Below are 24,388 nucleotides of genomic sequence, written 5' to 3' on the forward strand. Positions count from 1 at the left end.
TGTGAGAAAACCAAGGGTAAACCATGGGGGTAATCCCCATGTTTATTGCAGGGACCGTAGCTTGCTGCGCAGGTTCTGGCCCGTTTTCCGCAAGCCCAGTTTCTTGCGAATGTTATTGCGATGAAACTCAATCGTGCTGGGCTCGCGCGACAGAACTTGCGCGATATCCTTTGTGGTCTGGCCGCGCATGATCATTTGGGCGATGTCCTGCTCGGACGGGGTCAGCTGTTCGAATGCATCCCGCTTTTCGTCGGACATCGAGGCGGTGATGGATCTTAGATTCTCTTCCAGGATATCAAGATAGACCAGAGCCGCGTCGTTTCCTGCGACCCGGCTACGCAGCTTGGCAAAGGTCGGTGCGACCACCCCTTTGATCTGTCGCATGATGTTCTGGTCATAGTCATCGCGTGACCGCTCAACGCTTTGCAGCAGAACGCGCAGGGCGATGTTTGCCTCTTCCAACTCGGCCGTACGCTCTTCGACACGTGTTTCCAGCTGATCCAGACTTTCCTGAAGCTGTCGTTCAAGCTGGACGCGCCGGTCCGCTTCGACAAGCAGTTTAAGGTCCGCTTCGATTACGCGGGCAAACTCTTTCAGCCCTTCGCGAAACATCAGAGCACGTCGGTTCAATTTCGAGTCCAATACGCAGATTGTCCCAAAAACAGACCCGTCCGGCCAGTAGAGTGGGAAGCCGACATAGAAACTCATACCGTGTTCCATGTCGTCATTGTCCGTCCATCGGGGATCGTGCTGCGCGTCTTCTACCACTAATTCGCCCCGTTCCAGAACGCCATGGCAGTAGAGTTTTTCGTTCAGCCTGAAACACAGCCCGACGTCATAAGGGTGGTCCGCAGTGTCATTGCTGACGAAGACTGAGTGTTCGGGGGCGTGGGTGCGCATCACCAGACTGGCAGGCACATCCGCCAATCTGGCGATGAGGTTCACAATTCTCTGCCAGTTATTGATCGTTTCTCTTGGAATATTCAACATTGGCCAAACAGCGCCTCTTGTATTTGCTGCCTTGGCACCACCATCACCAATTCCAAGCAACAGAACAATTAGAATAAGCCGATTGCCCTTCGATCAAGCCCTATTGCTCCAGTAAGGCGCGCGCTTGCCGCGCAGTCCGGCGTCCGCCAGTTAAATGATAGATATTTGCCGTGAACGATGGTCCGTTTCCACAAAAGAGCATAATCTGCCGCCGATCGTTTCCCTAACCCTTACCAAACACAAAGCCACATAAATTCGGAGATCAGCGTGGGTACTTTATCGAGCACGTGTAGCGAAAGTCTGCAATACGGGCTGCGATCACAGCATCGAAACAACGGGTTGGAAGTCGGCTCTGGGCCGTCCGCGTGATCAGTTAAGAGTTGGGCAGAAACCTTTTCCGCAGCGGCTCTGAAGTCGCAAACGAGCTCGCAGGTGACCAAGGATTTTCTCGCTGAGCGCTCGCAGAGAAACTATTACGACAACCCTGCGGCAACTCAATTGTCATACGTCATCATAGCCGCGGTTATGGCGCTGATCGGATTTGCGTTGGTTCAGTGCGACAGGTGTTGTCGACCGCTGTTTCGGGTCGAGATCCGCCATGCACTCCCACAAAGACAACACGACGTTGACCGATCCAGCCTATTACGTCATGCTGCGCTGCCTCCGAGGTCAGCTCCGAGCCTAAAGTGGACAAAGCTCGGTTCTCTGTCTGTTGCTCCAACCTAAGCTCTTGAAAAACTGTCTGTCGATAGGCCAATCTCAACTATAAGGCAAATCCAACTTGCCATTTGTGGAACCCTGAATGCGGCTGATCAGAACATGTTTGATTTTGGTAGCGGTGATCGCATTGATCATTATGGGGTTACGACTGACATTTCCGCTTCCTGGAGAAAACTTCTCTGAGCCAACGCTTAAGCAAGATGCCGATTGGGGCGGGCCACTGGGTGCAACAATAAAAAATGCACTTGAACGCAATCCCGGGCTCGACGGCGTAAGGCCGTTGGGAAATGGACGCGCAGCCTTTGCGGCCCGGGCGATCCTTGCAAGAGAAGCGACATCCTCAATCGATGCTCAGTACTATATCTGGCAAGATGACGTGACCGGCCTGATGCTTCTGGAAGAGCTCAGGGCAGCAGCAGAGCGCGGTGTCCGTGTCAGATTATTGGTCGATGACAACGGCATTTCCGGATTGGATGAATTGCTCGCCGAACTGAACGCTCTGCCAAATGCAAATGTTCGCATTTTCAATCCGTTCACTTTGAGAAACCCAAAACTTCTGTCCTATGCATTTGACTTTGGGCGCCTGAACCGGCGAATGCACAATAAATCAATGACAGTGGACGGGGTCGCCACAATTGTTGGCGGACGCAACATAGGTGACATCTATTTCGACTACGGGGCAGGAACGCATTATCTTGATGTGGACGCGATAGCTATCGGCCCGATTGTGGAGGAGGTATCGCAATCCTTCGACGCATACTGGAATAGTGGCTCCGCGTACGACGCGGAGTTATTTTTGGAGCCTCCGTCGGGAAAAAGTCTGAAAACGAAGGCAGACGCCGCTCGCCAGACTGCGGTTGGCGCAGGTTATCAAAGAGCAATTCAGGAAAATGAACTGGCCGACCGGATATCGGCACGCGATCTGAAATTCGAATGGAGCGAAGTCACTCTTTTCGTCGACGACCCGTCAAAAGGGTTGGGTGAAGTCGAGAGTGAAGATCTGATTGTCGAGCAACTTATCGAATTCGCCAAAACCTCTGAGACCTCGTTAGATCTTGTCTCAGCCTATTTCATTCCGGGCGAAAGAGGCGCGGAGGTTTTGGAAGGGTTGGCAGAGTCCGGAGTGAAGGTCCGCGTTCTGACCAACTCATTGGATGCCACGGATGTTATGCCTGTTCACGCGGCCTATATGCGTTACAGGGAAGACTTGCTGAACAGCGGTGTAGAGTTGCTTGAGCTACGAGCTTTGCGGCGTGAGCATCGTGAGCGCAGCCTGCCCGAGATGCTGGCCGGATCGGCCTCCGGTTTACACGCAAAAGTCTTTGGATCGGATGGAGAACGGATCTTTATTGGCTCTTACAACCTCGACCCCAGGTCCGCGCGGCTGAATACAGAAATGGGCCTTATGATCGAAAGCCCAACTATAACTCAGGCGCTTGCGGAGCAATTGAACCGGCCTGAGTTTTCTTATCGCGTCGAACTCAACGACAGCGGCGAGATGATATGGCTGCAAGAAGAGCAGGATGGGACAGCCACCATTCACACCGTGGACCCGGAAACCAACGGTTTGCAGCGTGCCCTTACGGCTGTTGTCAGGTGGCTGCCGGTCGAATGGATGCTCTAGTCACCAAACGACCGACAATCCATTGACCTGTGGCCACAGATGCCAGTGCTTGATCCGACTTACAGAGAAGTCACAATACCTCTGGCGTAAGCTTCCATGTCGATACTGGCACCTCCGGTTGCGTACCAAACGACAACGGTGTCTTTTCTTGGAGAGACATAGATTCCTTGGCCATTCATCCCACTTTTGTAGAAATCGCCATCGGCAAAAACAGCATCCCATTGGTATGCGTTTGCCATCGGTTGTTCGCGGAATGCGTCAGAAAGGTGCGGGCCAAGTGTTCCCTTCATGTAGTTTTCGGCGACACCCGCTGTTTGGATTGTGTCGATCATCTTTTCAGATACAATGCGGTCTGACGCTGTCTTGTCCCAGCTTGGCGTGTAGAGCAGACCAATCTTTGCCATGTCGATCAAGCGGCTGCTGATCAGACCGTGTATGATGCCGTTTCCTTGAGGCGACAGCGCTAGGGTGGCATCGCCAGTCATCCCAGCTTTGCTCCAGACCCGTTCCGTGATCGCTTCGCCAAGTCGCTGGTTCGTAACGGCTTCAATGACAAGACCAAGCATTTGTGTGTTTGCAGAGGAGTATTCGAAGGCCTCAGCCGGTTCCCGCAGTTTGGGTATAGCAAACAGGGCTTCGTTATGCGTTTGCAGGACGCCTGCTTCGTTTGGAACACCAAGCTCAGCCCTAACAAAACGCCCATATGGTGTGTCGCCTTTGCGTGAGAGGGGGTTCTCTTCCAGATCCAAACCAGACTGCATGTTCAGGACGTCGATGACTTTTATGTTTTCCCAAGCTGTTCTTTTGGTGCCATCTACATAGTCGCCAACTGTTTTCTGTACGTCGATCTTACCCTCATCTTCCAATTGACCGATCAACAAGCTCGAAAGGATCTTTGCATTGGACATCCAGACGTGGTTGTCCGTCCGTCGCATTCCTGGGTAGGCCTCGTAAGCGATTTCGCCTTTGTGAAGAACCATAACGCCCTGCACCGTGGAATTATCGGCATTAATCATCTCGTCAAGCGAGACAGCATCGCCATCAGCGCCCGGGACGCTCGTGGCACCTATGGCGTCGTTAAGGTTTGTCGCAAGCATCGCAACGGCCCCGTCGCGGCGAATTACCGAGCTTGGCAGGAACTCGGCGAGGTTCATGTACGAAAACGCCCCGGCTTCGGTGATGTCGAGAAACTTCTGCAAATTCCATTCAGAACTCAGGTTGTAGGCTTGCTCGGCCGTGTAACCATTCCGTAGGTCACGGATGGAAAAGTCTTCTCGCGGCGTAGCGTATGGGTCGTCTTCAGCATGTGCAGGAGATGTTCCAAGGCTTTGCATAATCAAACCTCCAATAAGCGCAAAAACTGGAAAATTGGACTTTGAAAGTAATGAAGTGTTTGGCATGGCAGTATCGCTCCAAATGAGTTGCAACTGAAGTATGGCCGCGGCCAGCGTGTTGAAATCGGGTTTTCGAAGAACTGAACAACGTAGTTTTGCTCGGCAAAGCATAGTCCGTTTTATCGGGAATTCGAGAATTACTGCCGCTCTCCCTTACCTGGTGAAATATCCACTTTGTTCGCATTGCAGTCATTCTGTGAATTTCGGCGAATGTCTGCCACGAGACAACAGCGGGCCGCGAAAGTGGCTTTCAAATTTATGTCGCTCAGTCGGTGTTTTGAGACTGACGGCTTAGGTTGACACATCGCAGACCAACCTGCTCTGATCGAAGCAATTTATTAATGTCCGCAATCCTATTCGGAGGCATCAATGAGTTTCTCTAAGTCTCTAACCATACTCGCTTTCGCCCTCATGCCGCTTCACGGTGCTGCGCAGTCTCCTTCTTTGCAAGACGCCTTCGAACGTTTCCCTGAGTTTCCCGGCACGACTGTCTACGTCGGTGGAGAAGTTCTTACCATGGACCCGGACGCCCCGTTGGCTGAGGCCGTGGCAGTTAGAAACGGTCGAATTGTCGACGTCGGAACCCTAGAGGGTATCGAGGGTCGGCTGCCCGAAGGTAGCTATGCAATTGACCGCAGTTTTGAAGACAAAGTCATTGTGCCTGGGTTCATTGAACAGCATTTACACCCGCTTCTGGGCGCACTTGCGATGATGTCGGATGCCATCATTTCCATCGAGGACTGGCAATCGCCGGCCGGATTTGCGCCTCTTGCCAATAGCGAGGAGGAGTTTCGCGCACGCCTGTCCGAGGTCATCAATACATATGATCCTAGCAGTGGGCGGCCGTTGATGGTCTGGGGGTATCACGCGTCGTGGCACGGCGACATGAACCGTGCGATTTTGGACGAACTGGCCCCCGACATTCCGCTGGCTGTATGGCAGCGCTCTACCCACGAGATGTACTTCAACTCGGCGGCCATCGAACAACTGGATATCACCGAAGAATACATTGAAAGCTGGTCGAGCGAGTTGGCCCGGTCTCAAGCCAATCTTGAAAAAGGCCTCTTCCTTGAAGCTGCATTCTGGGAGCATGTGTTCTTTGAGAAGTTTGCTCCGGTCTATGCGTCTATCGACAGGGTCATGGCAGCGCTGGAGTTCACAGAGGACTATTATCACCGCAGCGGGATCACGACCCTTGCAGAGCCTGCTGGCCCTGTTAATCAGAACGCCCAAGCACTCGTAGCAGAAGCGTTCGGGCCAGACGACACACCGTTCAACTTTTACTTTATTCCGGACGGTCGGACGCTTGGCGGTTTATTTCTGAACACAGAGGGCCCCGAAAAAGTACTAGCCGAAACCGAAGCCATGCTGGCTTGGAGCGAAGGCCGAACCCAGTTCCTACCTAAGCAGGTCAAGCTGCTGTTAGATGGAGCGATATTCAGTGAATTGATGATCATGCGCGATGGCTACCTGGACGGGCATGAAGGTGAATGGATTATGACGCCCGATTTCTTCAAGCAGGTTTTCGACCTTTATTGGGACGCAGGCTTTCAGGTCCATGTTCACAATCTGGGAGACGGCGGTCTGGACATTCTTCTGGATGCCCTCGAAGCTGCCATGCAGCGCAATCCGAGATATGACCATCGCACCGTCGTCGTGCACTTTGGCTACGCTCAACCTGATCAGATCGCACGCATTAAACGTCTTGGCGCGATTGTCAGCGGCAATTCCGTTTATACGCCGACCCTCGCAGATCGCTATGCCGCAGGCAGCGTCGGTAGCGAGCGTACAGAGCGCATGGTGCCTTTAGGCGATGCCGTTCGAGCAGGTATCCCCTTCTCGATGCACTCGGACATGCCGATGGCTCCTGCGGAGCCTTTGAAATACATGTGGGCTGCTGTCAATCGGATAGCCACGAGCGGTCGTGTCGTTGGTCCGGACCAGCGCATCAGTGCAGAACACGCTTTGGAAGGTATCACCATCGGCGCAGCCTATTCACTGCAATTGGAGGATGAAATCGGTTCCATCGAGCCTGGCAAACTGGCCAACTTCACAATCCTTGAAGAAAATCCGCTAACTGTGGATCCTTTGACGCTGGCCGATATCAATGTGTGGGGAACTGTCCTTGAAGGCCGTCTTCAGCCCGCTCCTCCCGCAGCAGATGGAGAACATGACGAAGCCGATGCAGGCCAGCTCATCTATAATCCGGAACGTGTGCTGATGGCGTCGCTACGCCACGCACGCAGTAAGGCCCACTATCACGATCACTCGCAATCAACGCAGTCCAACGTCTATGATCCGCTCGGGATTTCGACCTTTGATTCTCGCTGATATTGCCTTGAACAAGTCGGCTGATTGTCCCTTCTCGCTCCGATAGGCGCGGTGCCTATTCTAGCGTCTTGCGCAGGCGCAGAACTGTCGCGCCCTCTGCGTTCTTGAGCGCCAGATTTGTTCCGTTCGTCACGTAGCCCACTGCCGCAGACAAGGCTCAAAGCCACAGAGGACTTCATGGTGTCGATGGTTTGGGCGAGGCCGTTGAGACCGCCCAACTTCTTCACCTCGCCTATTCCTCTGCTCATCTTGCATGCGCTGCCATCGGAGACGGGTTTGCCGTCAGGCCCAGCGCTTATGGTCTTCGACAGCACGCCGCCGTTATTCTGCCATATCGTGACCGGGATCGTGTCTTTTGACATAACGCCCCTCGTATTCAGATCATTTGTCGTTGATCCGGTCCGCTGCAGTTGCCCTGAGGTCTGGCGTGTCGATCTTCACCAGCCGCCAGTCGATACCCGCGGCGATTGCGCGGACGTGTTCAGCGCGCCAGAAATGCTGGCGACCGATCTGGATGGGCTCGGGCGCATCGCCGCTGTCCACCATACGCAACCACGTTGATGGCGATCCGGGGAACATGCCCAATTGACCACTGTGAGTGGATAGCTGCTTGAGGGTGACGTTCCCTGTTTTCGGGAAATTATCCGGGTGAATGGGCATGCGGGCGACACTCATGCTGGCACCTCAATGACGAGACCGTTCAGCACGTCCACGTTCTGTGCGATCAGGATGTCCCGGCCCAGCCAGTATTCACGGCTTTTGACAACGGTCGGCGCGACGCCTGCACCTGTCATGAATTCGCGGTACTCCGGACCCTTCAGACCACACATGATGGCGGCTTCACGATCGGTGTAGAAACGATCAGGGATGATACGGCCCCCGGTGATGTAGGGCTTCTGATCCAGAAATGTCTGGGCGCTTGACATATTGGCCTCCGAGCAGGTGTCTCTTTGGCTTCAATAAGAATTCCATATCGGCAGTGGAGAGCAACAGGAGGTTTCCACTTTCTGAACTTTCGGACGAAAAAAGACCTTGCCGGTGATCGACAAGGTCCCTGAAATTGGCCACGCGTGTCCGTTTTAGTCTTCGAACTTTGCCCAGCGCCGCGCTTGAGTTTCGAAGTGCAGGAGCGCGCGATCAACGGTGTCGAGATCGTCATTGATAATGCTTGGCTTCCAGACAGCGACATAGTCCTTGATTACCCTCATCGCGAGGATGTCTTCATCGCGGCGCTGTCCGACAGTCCAGTCCCTCACCGTACCCCAAGCCGTGGGCCTGCCGTTGTTCGTCATGATGGATGCAATACGCGTACACGCATTCTCAACAGACCAACCTTTCGATTTCAGGATATCAACCACTGCCCGCGCCTCATGGACCAGCCTGTCATGAGCGCGATCTCGCCCACCTCGTTTCATCGGCCCAGCCAGATCGTTGATGATTGCATTGATCGGTGCCAGCAGGTCAGGATCAGCATTCAGTATTGGCAGGGATTCCAAGAAATTGTTGGCCGCATAGAGCGCAGCCCATTTCCTGATGCGTGCGGGCATTGCCTTATCGCTTTTAATGGCGATCAGGAACTGAACGAGACGCGCGAATTCCACGTTGAACGTCTTCTCAATATGCTCCACCGTATCGTGTTTGCTCATACTTTTGCCGCCGCAATCATCGGCACCACGTTAGCACGGCTTGCCTGCAACTGAACCAGAAACTGCGAATAGGCCTCCATCATCACCCTGCGCTTGCCGAGGAAGATGGTGCGGTCGTATGCGCGGCCATGTTGTTCCTTAGACGCGTGGCTCAACTGAGCCTCTGCGTGCTCCTTGTCGAACCCGAGGCGCTCGACCACCAATGTACGGAACGTGGCCCGCAGGCCGTGGCCGTTGGTCTCCTTCTCGAACCTGATCTTGCGGATCATGTCCATTGCAGCGGGCGCAGACACGGGGCCGTTGTCGCTGGCAAAGACGTATTCGCGGTGACCGTTCAGCTTGGACATCTCACTCAGGATATCGATCACCGGGTTCGTCAGAGGAATGGCAATGGTGATGCCTGTCTTGGTCACCACGTTGTTCCAGACACGCACGCCCATGTTGATGTCCGCCCAGCGCATCTTGCGCACTTCCCCGACACGCTGACCGGTATGCGCAACGATTTGCACCAGAGGTTTGCCCAGCGTCGGGTGCGGCCACGCATCCAGCGCCTGCAGGAACATCGACAGACGTTCTGGCTCAACGATGGCGGGGTGGTGTTTCTTGGGCTTGGGCTTGAACCTGTCGATCACGTTTGCACCCGGCACAGTGGAGATTAGGCCCTCGGCCTCCGCATAGCCCAGAACCTGCCGCAGGATGCGGATGACCCGGCGCGCAGTCTCATGGCTCCCACGATCCGCGATCTTGAGAGCAACGGCCTTTATATCGACTGCCGTGATGTCCGCGACCTCCACAGTCCCCAGCAGAGGGATGGCATCCTTTTCGATCCGGTTGCTGGCGCGGACATAAGTCTTCTCTCCCCAGTGCAAGCGCTCCTCCGCCAACCACGCGCGAGCAACCCCGGCGAAGGTGGTGACCGTCAGACCTGACCGAGCCTGTACCTCCGCGCGCATCTCCGCCACGTCAGGGGCGATATTGGTGTCCAGCAGGTTTCTCTGCGTCTTGACGCGCTGGCGCGCGTCCTTCAGGCCAACAGAGGGATAGGAGCCCAAGGTCATCTCACGCTGCTTACCATTGACCCTGTAGCGCCAGACCCACGTCTTGCTTCCCTTTGGGTGAACGATCAGGGCGAGGCCACCGCCATCTGCCAGCTTGATCTTCTTGTCTGTCAGTTTGGTCATCTTGCATACTTTCACACTGGCGAACCCCACACAGACCCACACAATGGGAATTCTGGCAGAGCCCAAGTTTCCTTGGGGGTGAGAAAGACTGACACGTCAAAGGCCTTATTTACAAAGCCGTGTGACTGCGAGTGAATTCGAACTGAGGAGAAAAATGGTGGAGCCTAGGGGAGTCGAACCCCTGACCTCTTGCATGCCATGCAAGCGCTCTCCCAACTGAGCTAAGGCCCCATCTAGGGACTGCCGAAGCAGTGGACGGACGTTTATGAGACGGCGGCAGCGAGTGCAAGTCCAAAAATGGATTCTGGCAAAATCTTTCCGCTCATCGTCCGGGAAGGTTCGAGGCGGCGCTGGGCCGCCTCTGAACGGTATTAGTTTTCGTCTTCAGACGACATGTCTTTGATGTCGTCCAGAGAGACGTCATCGCTGTTGTCGTCATCATCATCCAGCAGGTCATCTTCCAGATCGACATCGACATTGTCGTCATCGTCCAGAACAATATCCTCGTCCGACGCATTCTCGCGCGCTTTGGCCGAGGCCGCGTCTTCTGCGTCAGCGGCAATCATCCGGCTTTTGCCGGTGTCCAGCTCAACGATCTCGCCGGTGTAGGGGCTGACGATCGGGTCCTTGTTCAGGTCGTAAAACCGCTTGCCGGTTGTCGGGCAAACGCGCTTAACGCCCCATTCTTCCTTGGGCATGTGAAATCCCCTTGATATCAGGTGAGTCGTAATAACGATTCAGGTCACGTGCCACATGCAGCGGGCACTGTCAAAGCCTTTGCACAGGAGAACATAACCAATGGGAGAGCACGCACTGCCCGGCACACCCCGTGTGCGGCTGACATTGCGCAAATCAGCGCTTGCCAGGCGGATCAGCCTGCGGATTTCCCAATTGGATGGACGTGTTACACTAACTTACCCCGATGGTGTGCCCGAGTCTGAGGCGTTGAATTTTGCGCATCTCAAGGCAGACTGGATACGCCAACATCTGCAAGATCGTCCGGATCCTGCGGTGGTGCAATTTGGTCAGATGTTGCCAATCGAAGGAACCGAACGGCGAATCGTCCCGGCAGAAGGGCGGCGCGTGCTTCTCAGAGGCGACGAAATCGCCGTACCCGAGGGCGCCGAGGCAAAGCGTTTGGCCCGGTTTCTGAAAGAGCTCGCTCGCGACCGGTTGACCGGTGCCTGCGATGACTACGCGGCGATGTTGGGGCGCAGTTACTCTGGCTTGACTATTCGCGATACGCGGTCGCGTTGGGGGTCATGCAGCTCGGCCGGTGGTTTGATGTTTTCATGGCGGCTGATCCTCGCGCCGTCTGAAATTCTGCACTATGTCGCTGCACATGAGGTGGCCCATCTGGTCGAGATGAACCATTCCCGAGCGTTCTGGGCCCAGGTTGAGCGGATATTTGGTGACTACCGTGAACAGCGGCGTTGGTTGCGCGACAACGGGGCGCAGTTGCATCAGTACAGATTTGACGCTCCTGTGAGTTGACCCCAAATCATTTTGTGATCACATGGTCGAATGTTAAGCACGCGTCCTTCCGACTCGCAGACAGCTACGCATGACAGGGTGTATCGGACCCTGCGTGCGCGGATCATGCATGGGGAAATCGCCCCGGGGCATGCGTTGACCCTGCGTGGGATCGGTAAAGAATTCGGGGTGTCCATGACGCCCGCACGCGAAGCTGTGCGGCGTCTTGCGGCCGAAGGCGCCTTGTTTCTGTCCTCATCCGGGCGGGTGTCGACACCAGAGCTGACCAATGACCGTATCGAGGAACTTGCCGCTCTGCGCGCGCTTCTAGAGGTCGAGCTTGCCAGCCGGGCCCTGCCGCGCGCGCACATGGCCCTGATCGACCGATTGCAGAGCATCAACATGATCGTTGCCGAGATGGTTACCAAGCGCGATGCCGTCGGCTACATCCGCACAAATCTCGAATTCCACCGCACTTTGTACCTGAGGGCGCAGGCTCCAGCTATGCTGGCGATGGCCGAGACTGTGTGGCTGCAACTTGGGCCGACCATGCGGGCGCTTTATGGGCGGCTGCGGCGTACAGAACCCCCGCAGTATCACAAACTGATCATCGCCGCGCTCAAGGCCGGGGATGAGCCCGGTTTGCGTCTTGCGGTTCGTTCGGACGTGACGCAGGGTCTGCGGATGCTGGTAACTTAAGCGGCGATTTGCCGACATTGCCGCGTGCGTTTGTTTCGCGACAGCAGTTCTGGCTTGGACGGAGGGTCTGGGTTACTCTGATCCCAAATCACAACAAGAGCAGATTTTAAACATGATCAATCGTCGGGTATTTTCTGTCGGTCTTGGATCGACCCTTTTGGCCGCCTGTTCAGGTGGTACGCAAACGACAGCTCCCGCATCGCGGATGCGGCCGGTTCCGAATGCCGGGTGGGACGCCTGGGTAGCCGGTTTCAAAACCCGCGCCGCATCGCAGGGGATTTCGCAGACAACCCTCAACCGTGCGTTCCAGGGGGCAGGCTATTTGCCCGGAGTTATCGAACGTGACCGCAATCAGGTCGAGTTCAAGCGTTCGCTCGAGGATTATCTGGCTATCGCAGCCTCGGATGAGCGGATCGAGACAGGTCAACAGATGATGGTTCGGCACGCCGCAACTCTGTCGCAGATCGAGGCGCAATATGGTGTCGACAAAGAGGTTGTCGTCGCTGTCTGGGGGTTAGAGAGCCGATATGGCGCGCGGCGCGGGGATGTGCCGGTGGTTTCGGCAACATCCACATTGGCTTATGACGGGCGGCGCGGTGCGTTTTTCGAAAAACAGCTGATCGCGGCGCTTCAGATCATTCAGGCGGGGGATACGACCCCGGACAAGATGACCGGCAGTTGGGCCGGTGCAATGGGGCATACTCAGTTCATCCCGACCTCGTATCTGGCCTTTGCCGTGGATCATACCGGCGACGGCAGGCGTGACATCTGGTCCGAGGACCCCTCGGATTCGCTCGCGTCGACAGCGGCCTATCTGGCCCGTTCGGGATGGAAGCGTGGGCAGCCCTGGGGGGGTGAGGTCGGCACGGTTTCCGGTACACCCGTCGCGGTGCTGCAGCCGCAGGTGCCGGGGCCGCGCATTGCCGTGTTCCGCAATTTTCAGGTGATCAAGCGGTACAACAACTCGGATAGCTACGCGATTGGAGTCGGACACCTGTCTGACCGGATCGCGGGGGGCGCGCCGTTTCAGGCTTCATTCGGGCCGGATGCGACCGGGTTGACGCTGGAGGACCGCAAAGAGCTGCAGCGCCGTCTGACCGCTGCGGGTTACGACACGCAAGGCGCTGATGGGGTGATTGGGAACAACACCAAATCCGCCATCAGCGGCTATCAGCGCGCCAATGGCCTTCCGGTGACCGGAGAGCCCTCGGTCGCGCTGTTGCGCAGGTTGGGCGGCTAGGCGCTTTAGGCCGCCAGACCTTTCGAACCGATATCCAGGAATTTCTGGCGGCGGTCGCGTATCAGGGCTGCCGGGTCTTTGCCGTCGAGCTCTTGAAGCATCGAGGCAATCGCCGCACGCACCGATTCAACAGTGGTCGAGGGATCGCGATGTGCCCCGCCCTTGGGCTCGGTGATGATCCGGTCGCAGACGCCAAGTTTGTATAGGTCTTGGGCGGTCAGGCGCAACGCCTCGGCGGCCTCGCGCATTTTCTCGGCATCTTTCCACAGGATCGAGGCACAGCCCTCGGGCGAGATCACCGAGTAGACCGAATGTTCCAGCATCGCGACACGGTTAGCCGTCGCGAACGCAACCGCACCGCCCGAACCTCCTTCTCCGATGATCACGGAAACCAGCGGCACACCGATCTTCAGGCACATCTCGGTTGACCGCGCGATGGCTTCGGACTGGCCGCGTTCCTCGGCCCCTTTGCCGGGATAGGCCCCGGCCGTGTCGATCAGGGTGATCACCGGCAGGCCAAAACGCCCCGCCATTTCCATCAGGCGCACGGCCTTGCGATAGCCTTCTGGGCGGGCCATGCCGAAATTGCGCTCGATCCGCGATTTGGTGTCTGATCCTTTTTCGTGGCCGATCACCATCACGGGCTGATCGTTGAACCGCGCCAACCCGCCGATCACCGCGAGATCGTCGGCAAAATTGCGGTCGCCGGCCAGAGGGGTGAATTCGGTAAACAGCTCTTTGACATAGTCCTGACAATGAGGGCGCATGGGGTGCCGCGCCACCTGGCATTTGCGCCAAGGGGTCAGATCGCCATACAACTCATCAAGCAGCTTGGCGGCCTTGGCATCCAGCGCCGCGGCTTCTTCGGCCACGTCCATTTCTTCGTTGGCGCGGGCCAGCGCGCGCAGTTCCTCGGCCTTGCCTTCGATCTCGGCCAGCGGTTTTTCGAAATCCAGATACTGGGTCATGACGCCTCTCAACGCGGAAGTTCCCTGCTATATGACCTGACGTCGCCTGGGATGCAACTCAGCAAGATTTGTGGATCGGCAATATGCTTGTGTGAGGGGGCAAGGAAGAAGGACGAAGCCGGATGGCAAACAGCTATGAAACCCGCATCCTGCGTGTGCTTGAATACATCCACGACAACCCCGCAGGGGATCTGTCATTGGATGCACTTGCGGATGTGGCGGCGATGTCGAGATTTCACTGGCACCGTGTGTTTCGGGCAATAACGGGCGAAACCTGTGCGCAGGCAGTGCGTCGGATCCGTTTGCACCGTGCCGCCAGCCGGTTGGTGCAGACCGACGTGCCGGTTGCGCAAGTGGCCAACGACGTGGGCTATCCGAACCTGAACTCCTTTGCGCGGGCGTTCTCTGACGCCTATGGCACCAGCCCAGCCGCCTTTCGCAAGGCCGGTCTGTTTCTGCCAGCACATCCACATTTCAAAACAGGAGACTACCCGATGCACCCCGTTGAAACCCGTACCGAACCTGCCCGCCGGATTGTCGCGTTGAAGCACCGCGGCAACTATGCCGAGATCGGCAGGAGTTTTGAAACCTTCGGCGCGTTGTGCGAATCCCGCAAGCTTTGGCCTCAATTAGGCCCGGTCATTGGTCTTTACCTAGACAGCCCCGACGAGGTGCCCGAGCAAGACCTGCGCAGTTACGCAGGCGCGGAATATCGTGGAGACGCGGCCCCGGACGGGATGGAAGACCTCAGTATCCCCGGCGGTAAGACGGCTGTCTTGCGCTACAAAGGTCCCTATTCCGGTATTCACGCCGCCTATCACAGCCTGTTCGGCAATTGGCTGCCGGACTCAGGCGAAGAGCCTGCGGATCAACCCTGCTATGAGATTTACCTCAACGACCCACGCGATACGCCGCCCGATGAACTGCTGACCGAAATCTGCCTGCCTCTCAAGTAAATCAAGCAGGCCAAAGGACCGGATAGAGCGATGCAACCAGCAGCGTGGCCATGGTCCAATTGAAAACCAGCAAGCGGCGCGGGTTCGTGAGGACTCGCGCCATTTGCTGTCCAAGTACCGTCCATGTGCTGACCGAAGGCAGATTGACGGCGCCAAAGATCAGCGCCACGATCAAAATGGCCTCGGGCGTGCGGCCCGGAGAATAGGCCGTGATCGCTGTCAGGGCCATGGCCCACGCTTTGGGATTAACCCATTGAAATGCGGCAGCTTGCAGGAATGTCATGGGCGTTCCAGCCCCGGCCGCTTGACCTGAAGGCGCGGCATTGGCGATTTTCCAGGCCAAGAATAGCAGATAGATCACGGATGCGATTTTCAGCACCGTGTAACTGGTTGGGTATTGGTCGAAGACAGCCGCCAGACCCAGCCCAACCAAAACAACCATGAAGGTGAAACCAAGTCCGATCCCAAGCATATGAGGGATTGACCGGCGGAACCCGAAATTTGCGCCCGAGGCCATTAGCATCAGGTTGTTCGGTCCCGGTGTAATGGAAGAGACAAAGGCAAAGGTGATCAGGGCCAGAAGCAAGTCGTAGGTCATGGCGCGCAGCATTGCCCAGAAAACAGCAAATGAAATTGCAAAATTGTGTGTGTGTCTTTATTTTTAGCAACAAATGTCGAAGATAGATCAAATAAACCAACATATATTGCGTGAATTGACCCGAGATGGCCGTATCAGCAACCTGGAATTGGCCGACCGCGTGGGCCTGTCCCCCTCGGCTTGTTTGCGCCGGGTGCAGGAGCTGGAGCGCTCAGGCGTAATTTCAGGTTACCGCGCAGTATTGAACCCGGCGGAGTTAGGGGTGGGCTTTGTGGCCTATATCGGTGTCGGGCTGGGCGAGCATACAAAAGCGGCGCAGGAAGGGTTTGAGCGCGCACTGCAAAACGCGCCCGAGGTGGTTGAGTGCCACAACATCACCGGGACGATCGAGTACCTGTTGCGCGTAGAGTGCCAAGATCTGCCGGCCTACAAAACATTCCACACCGACGTTTTGGGAACACTGCCGCATGTCACCTCGATCACGTCATATGTGGTGATGGGTTCTCCCAAAGACATGCGCGGATGACTGCGAAAATGTGATTGTTAACTCTCTTGCCGGGTAATTTCCGACGTCCTAGTGTTGGACAAATGTCCCAACCAAAATGGGGAATAACCTCAAAGGGACCGTATCAGGGAGAAGACCATGAACCTCGTTCGAACCGGAGCACTTGCCGCTGCCTTGGCGATTTTCGCCGGGGGTGCGTTGGCTGCACCCTTGAAACTGCAACCGGCAAACCCGCAACCCAATCCCAAACCCGGATTGGATGTGAAATACGCATGGGAAGGGAATCCTCCTCGCAAAATTCAAAACTTGGCCAAAGTTGGTTTTCTTCTGAAGAAAGCCAAGTCAGGTAAACCACTGCGAGGCTTGGATTATCGCGATACGACCGAAGGCGATCCGGTTTTGACATTCAACGAGGCGTTCAACGTCGCAGCCGAAGTCACTGGGTATATCAAGTTCGATTCACCGGGTGTCTACGAGCTTGAGACTTGGTCGAATGACGGTATCGACGCTTGGGTCGGGGGGCAGCAGATCGGCTATGTCAATGGGCGGCAAGGCTGCGAAGCCAATCAGAGAACCGAGGTCGAAGTGCCACAAGCCGGGTGGTATCCGCTGAAGATCACATATTTTCAGAAATATGGCACATCCTGCCTGATGATGAAATCGGGCAAGAAGGGCGAGCGTTTTACATGGACGCCCAACGACGTCTTCGGTCGGTAAAGAAAAAGGCGCCCCGCGGGGCGCCTTGCTTCGTTAACCGTTGGCGGCGATCAGTTCGGCCTGTGCCACGATCACCTCGGCCTGTTTGATCGAGGCGATATCGACCAGACGCCCTTTGTAGACGGTTGCGCCTTCGCCATTGGCTTTGGCCTGTTCCATCGCGGCCAGGATCTCGCGCGCCTCGGACACCGCTTCGTCCGACGGGGTGAAGACCTGATTGGCCAGCGCGATCTGCTTGGGGTGGATCGCCCATTTGCCCACCATACCCAGCGTGGCCGAGCGCTTGGCCTGTGCGATATACCCCTCATCATCCGAGAAATCGCCGAACGGGCCGTCAACCGGCAGCACGCCATGGGTGCGGCAGGCGGCGACGATGGCGGCCTGCGCCCAATGCCACGGATCGGACCAGTGCTTTTCGCCTTCGCGCAGCATGTAGTAGTTTTCCTGCGTGCCACCGATGCCGGTGGTCTGCATCCCCATCGAGGCCGCAAAGTCTGCTGCCCCAAGACTCATGGCCTGCAGACGCGGGGAGGATGCCGCGATGGCTTCGACATGGGCGATACCAGCAGCGGACTCGATGATGACCTCAAAGCTGATCGGTTTGGTGCGGCCCTTGGCGCGTTCGATCGCGGTGACCAGCGCGTCGACGGCGTAAACATCCTCGGCGCAGCCCACCTTGGGGATCATGATCTGGTCCAGACGGTCGCCGGCCTGCTCCAGCAGATCGACCACGTCGCGATACCAGTAGGGCGTGTCGAGGCTGTTTATACGGACCGACATGTATTTGCCGCCCCAGTCGATGCTGTTCAGCGCCTCGATCACATTGGCGCGGGCCACGTCCTTGTCGGTGGGGGCGACGGAATCCTCCAGGTCCAGGTTGATCACGTCTGCGGCCGAGGCTGCCATTTTAGGGAACAGTTTGGTGTTCGATCCGGGGCCGAACAGCTGACAACGGTTGGGGCGGGCAGGGGCGGCGGGTTGAAGGCGAAAGCTCATCTGGACCTCGTGCGAGTAAGGAAATTACGATTTTCTTGCCTCATTGGGTATTAAATTGCGCAAGCCTGCGCAAGCGCCTTTGTGCAGTTGCGGCATTGCATTCGCAGCATTCACTAAAATACGCTGCGTCTCCGGTGGTTAAAGTTTAATCGCTTTGTGAACATGAAAGATTTTTGCGGAAATTTGGGTAGGTGTGCAAAAATTTCCCAACCGGCCTTATGTTGCCCAAGGAATTCGCGAAACTCTCGCCTGCCGGCTCCACTAGCCTGCGTCGGAATCAAAGGAGTGCACCGCAATGATCGAGACACCGTATCTGTTGTTTTTGGGCGATGCGCCCGACCAGCTGGCCGCAAAAGTTGCCATCGGCATCCGGGACTGGCGTCCCGAGAACGCTGTGGGCCAGTACCGGATGGAGGGTTGCAAGGCCGATCTGGGCATGACCGACCTGACTCTGGCCGAGGCCAAAGCTGCCGGGGCGAAAACGCTGGTCATTGGCGTTGCCAACCGGGGCGGTGTGATCAGCGCGGCGTGGAAAAAGGTGCTGATCGAGGCGCTTGAGATGGGGTTTGATCTGGCCTCTGGCCTACATAACCTGCTGCGCGATGAGGGCGATTTGGTGGCCGCGGCGCAAACCCATGGCTGCACGTTGCATGATGTGCGGGTGCCGACCGTTGGCTATCCGATTGCCAATGGCAAAAAGCGCAGCGGCAAGCGGTGTCTGGCCGTGGGAACCGATTGCTCGGCCGGTAAGATGTATACCGCCATGTCGATGGATGCCGAGATGCGCAAGCGCGGCATGAAGTCAACCTTCCGCGCCACGGGGCAGACGGGTATCCTGATCACCGGGCAGGGGGTTCCTTTGGACGCGGTTGTGGCCGATTTCATGGCCGGTGCGGTCGAGTATCTGACGCCCGAGAATGACGCGGATCACTGGGATCATATCGAAGGGCAGGGGTCACTGTATCACGTGTCCTATTCTGGTGTGACCATGGCGCTGATTCATGGTGGTCAGCCCGATGCGCTGATCCTGTGTCATGAACCCACACGGACGCATATGCGGGGCTTGCCCGAGTATTCTCTGCCATCGTTGCCGGACTTGCGCGATACGGCCCTGCCGCTGGCGCGGGTCGCAAACCCGGCTTGTCAGGTTGTTGGCGTCTCGATCAACACGCAGAACCTGAGCGAAGACGAGGCGCGCGCCTACATCGCCGAGGTCGAGGCCGAGATGGGCCTGCCCGCCACCGACCCGTACCGCTTTGGCGCGGGTAAGCTGGTTGACGCGCTGGCGGCGCTGTAACACGGTCTGGCAAAGATTTTTCGTCGAAAAATCTTGGTCGCACTATTGGGGAAAGATGTGTAATGCGGATAGACGTTTCGCGGGATGTGTTTCGGTTGGCGCAGGTGTTCACCATTTCGCGCGGATCGCGGACCGAGGCCAAGGTGCTTACCGTTCGGATCTCGGACGGGGTGCATCAGGGCTGGGGAGAATGCGTGCCCTACGCGCGGTATGATGAAACGCTGGAGTCGGTCGAAGCCGAGATTGCGGGATTGCCTGCGGACTTCACCCGTCAGTCATTGATGGATCTGCTGCCTGCTGGGGCGGCGCGAAATGCCGTAGATTGCGCGCTGTGGGATCTGGAGTGCAAACGTGCGGGCAAACGGGCGTGGGACTTGGCCGGTCTGCCGGTGCCCGGCCCCGAGATCACCGCATATACCCTGTCGCTGGACACGCCCGAGGCGATGCAGGCGCAAGCTGCGGCCAATGCGCATCGCCCGCTACTAAAGATCAAGCTGGGCACACCGGATGACATGCCACGGCTTGAAGCTGTGCGCGCGGGCGCGCCGAACGCGCAGATCATCGTCGACGCGAATGAGGGTTGGTCGGCCGCTGTTTATGCCGACCTTGCCCCGCATCTGGTGCGTCTGGGTGTGGCGCTGGTCGAGCAACCCTTGCCTGCAGGTGAAGATGACGCGCTGATCGGGATGGAGCGCCCGGTGCCCGTTTGTGCCGACGAGTCCTGTCATGATCGCAGCAGCTTGCCCGGCCTCAAGGGCAAATATGATGTGGTCAACATCAAGCTCGACAAGACCGGTGGTTTAACCGAGGCGTTGGCGCTGCGCGAACAGGCACTGGCCGAGGGTTATAATGTCATGGTTGGTTGCATGGTCGGCAGCTCGCTTGCGATGGCCCCTGCGACCTTGTTGGCGCAGGGTGCGATGGTAACGGACCTTGACGGCCCGCTTCTTCTGGCCGAAGACCGCACCAACCCGCTGATTTTTGATGACGCCGGAGTGCATCCGCCAAAAGCGGCGCTCTGGGGCTGAGGAGAGTGACATGACCCGCACCGTTTACGTGAACGGAGAGTACCTGCCCGAGACCGAGGCCAAGGTCTCGATCTTTGACCGTGGCTTCCTGATGGCTGACGCCGTTTATGAGGTGACCAGCGTGCTGGACGGCAAGCTGATCGACTTTGACGGCCACGCGGTGCGTCTGAAACGCTCGCTGGACGAGCTGCAGATGGCCGAACCTTGCAGCAAGGAAGACCTGCTGGAGATTCACCGCAAGCTGGTCGAACTAAACGGGATCGAAGAGGGGCTGATCTATCTGCAGGTGTCGCGCGGCAGCGATGGCGACCGGGATTTCGTCTTTCCCGCTGAGGGAACCAAGCCAACGCTGGTTCTGTTCACCCAGAACAAGCCGGGATTGGCCGACAGCCCGGCGGCGCAGAAGGGCGCCAAGATCATCTCGATTGACGACATCCGCTGGGGTCGCCGTGATATCAAGACGGTTCAGTTGCTGTACCCGTCCATGGGCAAGATGATGGCCAAGGCCGCCGGATGCGATGATGCGTGGATGATCGAGGATGGCTATGTCACCGAAGGCACCAGCAACAACGCCTATTTCGTCAAGAACGGCAAGATCGTGACCCGTCCGCTGTCCAATGACATCCTGCACGGCATCACGCGTAAGGCTGTGCTGCGCATGGCAGCTGAGGCGCAGATGGAAGTCGAAGAGCGCTTGTTCACGATTGATGAGGCGAAAGAGGCGGATGAAGCGTTCACCACCTCGGCCAGCGCTTTTGTCATGCCGGTGGTTGAGATTGACGGCGTCGCGCTGGGCGATGGCACGCCTGGCCCGATTGCCAAACGCTTACGTGAGATTTATCTGGATGAAAGCCGCAAGGCGGCGATCTAAACACAAAGGCCCGCCAAACCGGCGGGCCTTTTGATTTCAGCGTTCAGCCTTTTTTGGTGACGTTTTCGTCAAAGGCGACCTCGAAGGCGGCCTGTTTTTCGGGGCTGGCTTCGGTCTGATAATTGGCTTTCCATTCATCCATGGTCATGCCGTAGAACATCTGACGGGCCTCGTCCTTGCCCATCTCGATGCCCTTTTCATTGGCCGCTTCCTGATACCAGCGCGACAGGCAGTTGCGGCAGAACCCGGCCAGATTCATCATGTCGATGTTCTGAACGTCGGTGCGGTCTTCCATCAGGTGCTTTTGCAACCGGCGGAAGGCTGCGGCCTGAAGTTCGATTTCGGTTTGCTTGTCCATGTGCTGACTCCGGATGACAGTATCGTTGTCCTTGACCTAGCGGCCCGGAGGCGATGTTTCAACAAACAGGACGTCAGGCCAGTTTCAAGGCCAGCCAAGGCACGATGCAAAAGATCAATGTGAGGACCTTGTAGTTGGCCAGATACCGGAAGTACGATCGTTTCACTTCCGACCGCTCCATCTGGAATAACTTGCTGTGAATGCCCGCAATCTGCTCCTGCAGCAGCAGGACCATTAATGTTGTGAACAACAGCACTGCGATGTTCAGCGCGGCCATCCAACCAAACACAGAGGTTGCGAATTCCTGGGTCATGGCGATCCCCTTTCGCCGAATATATGGGGATCAGGAGGTATCCTCACAATGGCGTGTGATTAAAGGTCGCTGGTATCCAGCGCGTCCTGTAGCACAACGGCCAAACGTTCCGCCCAAGCCCGTTGTCCCGCGTGATCGGCGATCAGATCATTGCGCAGCTCGATCAGGGCATTGGGGCGGCCAAAAGCGGTGCAGTGCTTGTCGATGGCATCTCCTGGCAGGACACCGGTATAGGGTTCGTTTACACCGACGCACAGGTCGTCTTCGGCCTGCAACCGGGTGATCAGCGGGCGCGCAAAACGCTCGTCCGGGGTGTGCAGCACGCCAACATGCCACGGACGCGGCTCGCGCCCCCGCAGCTGTCGGGTAAAAGAGTGCATGGACACAATCACCGCATGGGGCAGGGCCGCCAGCTCGGCCAAAGCATTGTGATAGGGGCGATAGCACATGTTCAGCCGCCGTTCCCGCTCGGCCGCGTCGGCGTGACGATTGCCGGGGATGATTGATCCGTCATACAGCTTCATCAGAATGGTCGGGTCATCCTCGCCCCGGTTCGGGTCGATCACAAGACGCGAGAAATTGGCCGCCACAACGGGCGCGTTCAGGATTTCCCCAAGATGTTTCGAGACCTCATAGGCGCCTACGTCATAGGCGATGTGACGCTCCATATCCTCGCGCGGCAGGCCAAGGTCTCCGCCATTGATGTCATGCGGGACGGTGTTGGTGGCGTGGTCACATGTGATCAGCCAACGCGAAGGGCGATCTGCGCCGTGGATAAAAAACGGAGAATACGTCATAAGCCTGTCATCTGGTTTGTCGCAGGTGTAGGGCAGTTGCTAATAAAAGGGAATTGCGCAATAAGCAGCTTGAAGCAATGTTTGCGGTAACATTTGCGCGACGCCCAGGGAATACATGAGGAGAGCACCAACAATGCGACGCCTGAGAAATGTGAAAATCGTGGCGACGCTGGGTCCGGCGTCGAATGACTATGACATGATCCGCGCCCTGCACGAGGCCGGGGCCGATGTGTTCCGCCTGAACATGAGCCACGGTAGTCATGATGAAATCCGCGAACGCCACCGGATTATCCGTCAGGTTGAAAAGGACTTGGACAGCCCGATTGCCATTCTGGCCGATTTGCAGGGGCCGAAACTGCGTGTCGGCGTCTTTGCCAACGACTCTGAGGAATTGGAAGAAGGCGCGGCCTTCCGGCTGGACCTTGACCCGGAGGCCGGGGACATCAATCGCGTTTGCCTGCCGCATCCCGAGATTTTCGCCGCGTTGGAACCCGGCGCACGCCTGCTTGTCAATGACGGTAAAATCCGCCTGATCGTGCAGGAGTGCGGTCAGGATTTCGCCAATTGTACCGTTGAGGTGGGCGGCACGATCTCTAACCGCAAGGGCGTAAATGTGCCTGATGTGGTGCTGCCGTTGGCGGCCCTGTCGGCCAAGGACCGCGATGATCTGGAATTTGTTTGCCAATTGGGTGTCGACTGGCTGGCGCTGAGCTTCGTGCAGCGCGCCAAGGACGTTTTTGAGGCGCGCGCGCTGGCCGATGGTCGGGCCGCGATCCTGTCCAAGATCGAAAAGCCCGCCGCGGTCGAGGCGTTTGACGACATTCTGGATGCGTCTGACGGGATCATGGTGGCGCGTGGCGATCTGGGGGTTGAACTGCCGGTTTCGGCTGTGCCGCCGATCCAGAAACGTCTGGTGCGCAAGTGCCGGGGCGCGGCCAAACCGGTGATTGTCGCGACGCAGATGCTGGAAAGCATGATTGAAAGTCCAATGCCCACTCGGGCCGAGGTCTCGGACGTGGCCACCGCGATCTATGAGGGCACCGATGCTATCATGCTCAGTGCCGAGTCGGCTGCGGGTTCCTACCCGGTCGAAGCTGTGCAGACAATGAACAAGGTCGCCATCGAGGTCGAGGCGGACCCGACATATGGCCAGATTATTGCCTCGTCTCGTACGGCCAAGGGGACAACGATCGCCGATGGGATCGTTGCCGCTGCGCGCGAGATTGCGGAAAAGACTGATATCAAGGCGATCTGCTGCTTCACCCAAAGTGGGACTACTGCTTTACTGACAGCCCGAGAAAGGCCCGAAGTGCCGATTATCGCCATGACCCCGGCCACCGGCACTGCGCGGCGACTATGCCTGAGCTGGGGGTGCCATTGCGTGATGACGCCCGAACTGGAGCGATTCAAGGGCGCGGTTGTGAATGCAGCCCGTGCAGCTCGTGCTGGGGGCTTTGCCGCTGAAACTGATCAGATCGTGGTGACTGCTGGTGTGCCGTTTAATGTGCCGGGCACCACCAATATCTTACGTATCGCGCCCTGTGATGAGCGTTTGATTTACAACACAGATCCGGGTTGAGGTCCTGAATTGCTCAATAAATAGGCAAAATATACACTTTAAAAACATATATATAGGTGAAATTTGAGGGCAATCTGCAGTTTCCCCTCTGTTTTTCGCTGTTTTTC

General features: G+C 57.1%; 25 protein-coding genes and 1 tRNA gene. 12 read left to right on the forward strand and 14 right to left on the reverse strand.

The window, feature by feature from the left end; genetic code table 11:
* Positions 1-42: 42 nt before the first annotated feature.
* Entirely contained in the window at positions 43-945 is a 903-nt protein-coding gene (locus J7380_RS04735) for a LuxR C-terminal-related transcriptional regulator (RefSeq protein WP_348539073.1), read from the reverse strand.
* Between the two features lie 847 nt (positions 946-1,792).
* On the opposite strand from J7380_RS04735, the gene J7380_RS04740 reads away from it, so the two are divergent.
* Complete coding sequence (locus tag J7380_RS04740) at positions 1,793-3,334, forward strand: phospholipase D family protein (RefSeq protein WP_209194717.1); 1,542 nt, start codon at positions 1,793-1,795, stop codon at positions 3,332-3,334.
* Between the two features lie 59 nt (positions 3,335-3,393).
* Here the strand turns inward: J7380_RS04740 and J7380_RS04745 are convergent, their stop codons facing one another.
* Entirely contained in the window at positions 3,394-4,734 is a 1,341-nt protein-coding gene (locus tag J7380_RS04745) for a serine hydrolase domain-containing protein (protein WP_209194718.1), read from the reverse strand.
* A 363-nt stretch (positions 4,735-5,097) separates the two neighbouring features.
* On the opposite strand from J7380_RS04745, the gene J7380_RS04750 reads away from it, so the two are divergent.
* Positions 5,098-7,059: an amidohydrolase gene (locus tag J7380_RS04750; RefSeq protein WP_209194719.1), complete on the forward strand. Its 1,962-nt coding sequence runs from the start codon at positions 5,098-5,100 to the stop codon at positions 7,057-7,059.
* 381 nt (positions 7,060-7,440) lie between these two features.
* Here J7380_RS04750 and J7380_RS04755 read toward each other — a convergent pair whose 3' ends face one another.
* The 6 genes from J7380_RS04755 to J7380_RS04780 all read right to left on the reverse strand — a co-directional run bounded on the left by J7380_RS04755 (position 7,441) and on the right by J7380_RS04780 (position 10,584).
* Complete coding sequence (locus J7380_RS04755; protein WP_209194720.1) at positions 7,441-7,734, reverse strand: hypothetical protein; 294 nt, start codon at positions 7,732-7,734, stop codon at positions 7,441-7,443.
* Positions 7,731-7,985, reverse strand: a complete 255-nt coding sequence (locus J7380_RS04760; RefSeq protein WP_209194721.1) for a hypothetical protein — start codon at positions 7,983-7,985, stop codon at positions 7,731-7,733. Before J7380_RS04760 ends, J7380_RS04755 begins: the two co-directional genes overlap by 4 nt.
* A 153-nt stretch (positions 7,986-8,138) precedes the next feature.
* On the reverse strand, positions 8,139-8,705 hold the full coding sequence (locus J7380_RS04765; protein ID WP_209194722.1) for a hypothetical protein: 567 nt from the start codon (positions 8,703-8,705) through the stop codon (positions 8,139-8,141).
* Positions 8,702-9,886, reverse strand: a complete 1,185-nt coding sequence (locus J7380_RS04770) for an integrase arm-type DNA-binding domain-containing protein (RefSeq protein ID WP_209194723.1) — start codon at positions 9,884-9,886, stop codon at positions 8,702-8,704. Before J7380_RS04770 ends, J7380_RS04765 begins: the two co-directional genes overlap by 4 nt.
* A 155-nt stretch (positions 9,887-10,041) precedes the next feature.
* A tRNA-Ala gene (locus tag J7380_RS04775) sits at positions 10,042-10,117 on the reverse strand.
* Positions 10,118-10,257: 140 nt separating this feature from the next.
* A complete protein-coding gene (locus J7380_RS04780) occupies positions 10,258-10,584 on the reverse strand; it encodes a TIGR02300 family protein (protein ID WP_209194724.1) in 327 nt (108 codons plus the stop codon).
* A gap of 100 nt (positions 10,585-10,684) precedes the next feature.
* Here J7380_RS04780 and J7380_RS04785 point away from each other — a divergent pair, with 100 nt between their 5' ends.
* From J7380_RS04785 to J7380_RS04795, 3 genes are all read left to right on the forward strand, one after another.
* The gene (locus tag J7380_RS04785) at positions 10,685-11,380 is read left to right on the forward strand and encodes a SprT family zinc-dependent metalloprotease (protein ID WP_209194725.1); all 696 of its coding nucleotides are present in this window, start codon (positions 10,685-10,687) and stop codon (positions 11,378-11,380) included.
* A gap of 30 nt (positions 11,381-11,410) precedes the next feature.
* A complete protein-coding gene (locus J7380_RS04790) occupies positions 11,411-12,058 on the forward strand; it encodes a GntR family transcriptional regulator (protein ID WP_209194726.1) in 648 nt (215 codons plus the stop codon).
* Between the two features lie 112 nt (positions 12,059-12,170).
* Positions 12,171-13,298, forward strand: a complete 1,128-nt coding sequence (locus tag J7380_RS04795) for a lytic murein transglycosylase (protein WP_170356068.1) — start codon at positions 12,171-12,173, stop codon at positions 13,296-13,298.
* A 5-nt stretch (positions 13,299-13,303) separates the two neighbouring features.
* Here J7380_RS04795 and J7380_RS04800 read toward each other — a convergent pair whose 3' ends face one another.
* Entirely contained in the window at positions 13,304-14,266 is a 963-nt protein-coding gene (locus J7380_RS04800) for an acetyl-CoA carboxylase carboxyltransferase subunit alpha (protein ID WP_209194727.1), read from the reverse strand.
* Positions 14,267-14,388: 122 nt separating this feature from the next.
* Between J7380_RS04800 and J7380_RS04805 the strand changes: the two genes are divergently transcribed.
* The gene (locus J7380_RS04805) at positions 14,389-15,222 is read left to right on the forward strand and encodes an AraC family transcriptional regulator (RefSeq protein ID WP_170356070.1); all 834 of its coding nucleotides are present in this window, start codon (positions 14,389-14,391) and stop codon (positions 15,220-15,222) included.
* A 1-nt stretch (position 15,223) separates the two neighbouring features.
* Here the strand turns inward: J7380_RS04805 and J7380_RS04810 are convergent, their stop codons facing one another.
* On the reverse strand, positions 15,224-15,820 hold the full coding sequence (locus J7380_RS04810) for a LysE family translocator (protein WP_209194728.1): 597 nt from the start codon (positions 15,818-15,820) through the stop codon (positions 15,224-15,226).
* A 73-nt stretch (positions 15,821-15,893) separates the two neighbouring features.
* Here J7380_RS04810 and J7380_RS04815 point away from each other — a divergent pair, with 73 nt between their 5' ends.
* A complete protein-coding gene (locus tag J7380_RS04815) occupies positions 15,894-16,346 on the forward strand; it encodes an Lrp/AsnC family transcriptional regulator (RefSeq protein WP_209194729.1) in 453 nt (150 codons plus the stop codon).
* 117 nt (positions 16,347-16,463) lie between these two features.
* Complete coding sequence (locus J7380_RS04820; protein WP_170754939.1) at positions 16,464-17,042, forward strand: PA14 domain-containing protein; 579 nt, start codon at positions 16,464-16,466, stop codon at positions 17,040-17,042.
* A 33-nt stretch (positions 17,043-17,075) separates the two neighbouring features.
* Here J7380_RS04820 and J7380_RS04825 read toward each other — a convergent pair whose 3' ends face one another.
* Complete coding sequence (locus tag J7380_RS04825; protein ID WP_209194730.1) at positions 17,076-18,038, reverse strand: CoA ester lyase; 963 nt, start codon at positions 18,036-18,038, stop codon at positions 17,076-17,078.
* Positions 18,039-18,333: 295 nt separating this feature from the next.
* Here J7380_RS04825 and dgcN point away from each other — a divergent pair, with 295 nt between their 5' ends.
* The 3 genes from dgcN to J7380_RS04840 all read left to right on the forward strand — a co-directional run bounded on the left by dgcN (position 18,334) and on the right by J7380_RS04840 (position 21,234).
* The gene (dgcN, locus tag J7380_RS04830; RefSeq protein WP_209194731.1) at positions 18,334-19,335 is read left to right on the forward strand and encodes an N-acetyltransferase DgcN; all 1,002 of its coding nucleotides are present in this window, start codon (positions 18,334-18,336) and stop codon (positions 19,333-19,335) included.
* A gap of 62 nt (positions 19,336-19,397) precedes the next feature.
* Positions 19,398-20,363: an N-acetyl-D-Glu racemase DgcA gene (gene dgcA / locus J7380_RS04835; RefSeq protein ID WP_209194732.1), complete on the forward strand. Its 966-nt coding sequence runs from the start codon at positions 19,398-19,400 to the stop codon at positions 20,361-20,363.
* Between the two features lie 10 nt (positions 20,364-20,373).
* Positions 20,374-21,234, forward strand: coding sequence for a D-amino-acid transaminase (locus J7380_RS04840; RefSeq protein WP_209194733.1), 861 nt, complete (start codon positions 20,374-20,376; stop codon positions 21,232-21,234).
* Positions 21,235-21,277: 43 nt separating this feature from the next.
* On the opposite strand, the gene J7380_RS04845 is transcribed toward J7380_RS04840, so the two are convergent.
* From J7380_RS04845 to J7380_RS04855, 3 genes are all read right to left on the reverse strand, one after another.
* Positions 21,278-21,592, reverse strand: coding sequence for a DUF1244 domain-containing protein (locus J7380_RS04845; RefSeq protein ID WP_209194734.1), 315 nt, complete (start codon positions 21,590-21,592; stop codon positions 21,278-21,280).
* Between the two features lie 73 nt (positions 21,593-21,665).
* Positions 21,666-21,905 carry a DUF6868 family protein gene (locus J7380_RS04850; protein ID WP_209194735.1) on the reverse strand — a complete coding sequence of 80 codons (240 nt, stop codon included), beginning with the start codon at positions 21,903-21,905 and terminating at the stop codon, positions 21,666-21,668.
* A gap of 59 nt (positions 21,906-21,964) precedes the next feature.
* Complete coding sequence (locus J7380_RS04855) at positions 21,965-22,702, reverse strand: N-formylglutamate amidohydrolase (RefSeq protein WP_209194736.1); 738 nt, start codon at positions 22,700-22,702, stop codon at positions 21,965-21,967.
* A gap of 133 nt (positions 22,703-22,835) precedes the next feature.
* Here J7380_RS04855 and pyk point away from each other — a divergent pair, with 133 nt between their 5' ends.
* Positions 22,836-24,281, forward strand: coding sequence for a pyruvate kinase (gene pyk / locus J7380_RS04860; RefSeq protein WP_170356080.1), 1,446 nt, complete (start codon positions 22,836-22,838; stop codon positions 24,279-24,281).
* The last annotated feature ends 107 nt before the right edge of the window (positions 24,282-24,388 follow it).

The sequence above is a fragment of the Ruegeria sp. R8_1 genome (genome assembly GCF_017743815.1).
Taxonomy (GTDB): Bacteria; Pseudomonadota; Alphaproteobacteria; order Rhodobacterales; family Rhodobacteraceae; genus Ruegeria; species Ruegeria lacuscaerulensis_A.

Bases quoted from the DNA above. Each gene is read 5' to 3' on its own strand.
- J7380_RS04820 (WP_170754939.1), top strand. From the start codon at position 16,464: ATGAACCTCGTTCGAACCGGAGCACTTGCCGCTGCCTTGGCGATTTTC.
- J7380_RS04795 (WP_170356068.1), top strand. From the start codon at position 12,171: ATGATCAATCGTCGGGTATTTTCTGTCGGTCTTGGATCGACCCTTTTG.
- J7380_RS04760 (WP_209194721.1), bottom strand. From the start codon at position 7,985: ATGTCAAGCGCCCAGACATTTCTGGATCAGAAGCCCTACATCACCGGG.
- J7380_RS04745 (WP_209194718.1), bottom strand. From the start codon at position 4,734: ATGCCAAACACTTCATTACTTTCAAAGTCCAATTTTCCAGTTTTTGCG.
- J7380_RS04810 (WP_209194728.1), bottom strand. From the start codon at position 15,820: ATGACCTACGACTTGCTTCTGGCCCTGATCACCTTTGCCTTTGTCTCT.
- J7380_RS04750 (WP_209194719.1), top strand. From the start codon at position 5,098: ATGAGTTTCTCTAAGTCTCTAACCATACTCGCTTTCGCCCTCATGCCG.
- J7380_RS04855 (WP_209194736.1), bottom strand. From the start codon at position 22,702: ATGACGTATTCTCCGTTTTTTATCCACGGCGCAGATCGCCCTTCGCGT.
- J7380_RS04815 (WP_209194729.1), top strand. From the start codon at position 15,894: ATGTCGAAGATAGATCAAATAAACCAACATATATTGCGTGAATTGACC.
- dgcA (WP_209194732.1), top strand. From the start codon at position 19,398: ATGCGGATAGACGTTTCGCGGGATGTGTTTCGGTTGGCGCAGGTGTTC.
- J7380_RS04800 (WP_209194727.1), bottom strand. From the start codon at position 14,266: ATGACCCAGTATCTGGATTTCGAAAAACCGCTGGCCGAGATCGAAGGC.
- J7380_RS04765 (WP_209194722.1), bottom strand. From the start codon at position 8,705: ATGAGCAAACACGATACGGTGGAGCATATTGAGAAGACGTTCAACGTG.
- J7380_RS04770 (WP_209194723.1), bottom strand. From the start codon at position 9,886: ATGACCAAACTGACAGACAAGAAGATCAAGCTGGCAGATGGCGGTGGC.
- J7380_RS04740 (WP_209194717.1), top strand. From the start codon at position 1,793: ATGCGGCTGATCAGAACATGTTTGATTTTGGTAGCGGTGATCGCATTG.
- pyk (WP_170356080.1), top strand. From the start codon at position 22,836: ATGCGACGCCTGAGAAATGTGAAAATCGTGGCGACGCTGGGTCCGGCG.
- J7380_RS04790 (WP_209194726.1), top strand. From the start codon at position 11,411: ATGTTAAGCACGCGTCCTTCCGACTCGCAGACAGCTACGCATGACAGG.
- J7380_RS04755 (WP_209194720.1), bottom strand. From the start codon at position 7,734: ATGAGTGTCGCCCGCATGCCCATTCACCCGGATAATTTCCCGAAAACA.
- J7380_RS04780 (WP_209194724.1), bottom strand. From the start codon at position 10,584: ATGCCCAAGGAAGAATGGGGCGTTAAGCGCGTTTGCCCGACAACCGGC.
- J7380_RS04805 (WP_170356070.1), top strand. From the start codon at position 14,389: ATGGCAAACAGCTATGAAACCCGCATCCTGCGTGTGCTTGAATACATC.
- J7380_RS04825 (WP_209194730.1), bottom strand. From the start codon at position 18,038: ATGAGCTTTCGCCTTCAACCCGCCGCCCCTGCCCGCCCCAACCGTTGT.
- dgcN (WP_209194731.1), top strand. From the start codon at position 18,334: ATGATCGAGACACCGTATCTGTTGTTTTTGGGCGATGCGCCCGACCAG.
- J7380_RS04845 (WP_209194734.1), bottom strand. From the start codon at position 21,592: ATGGACAAGCAAACCGAAATCGAACTTCAGGCCGCAGCCTTCCGCCGG.
- J7380_RS04840 (WP_209194733.1), top strand. From the start codon at position 20,374: ATGACCCGCACCGTTTACGTGAACGGAGAGTACCTGCCCGAGACCGAG.
- J7380_RS04850 (WP_209194735.1), bottom strand. From the start codon at position 21,905: ATGACCCAGGAATTCGCAACCTCTGTGTTTGGTTGGATGGCCGCGCTG.
- J7380_RS04785 (WP_209194725.1), top strand. From the start codon at position 10,685: ATGGGAGAGCACGCACTGCCCGGCACACCCCGTGTGCGGCTGACATTG.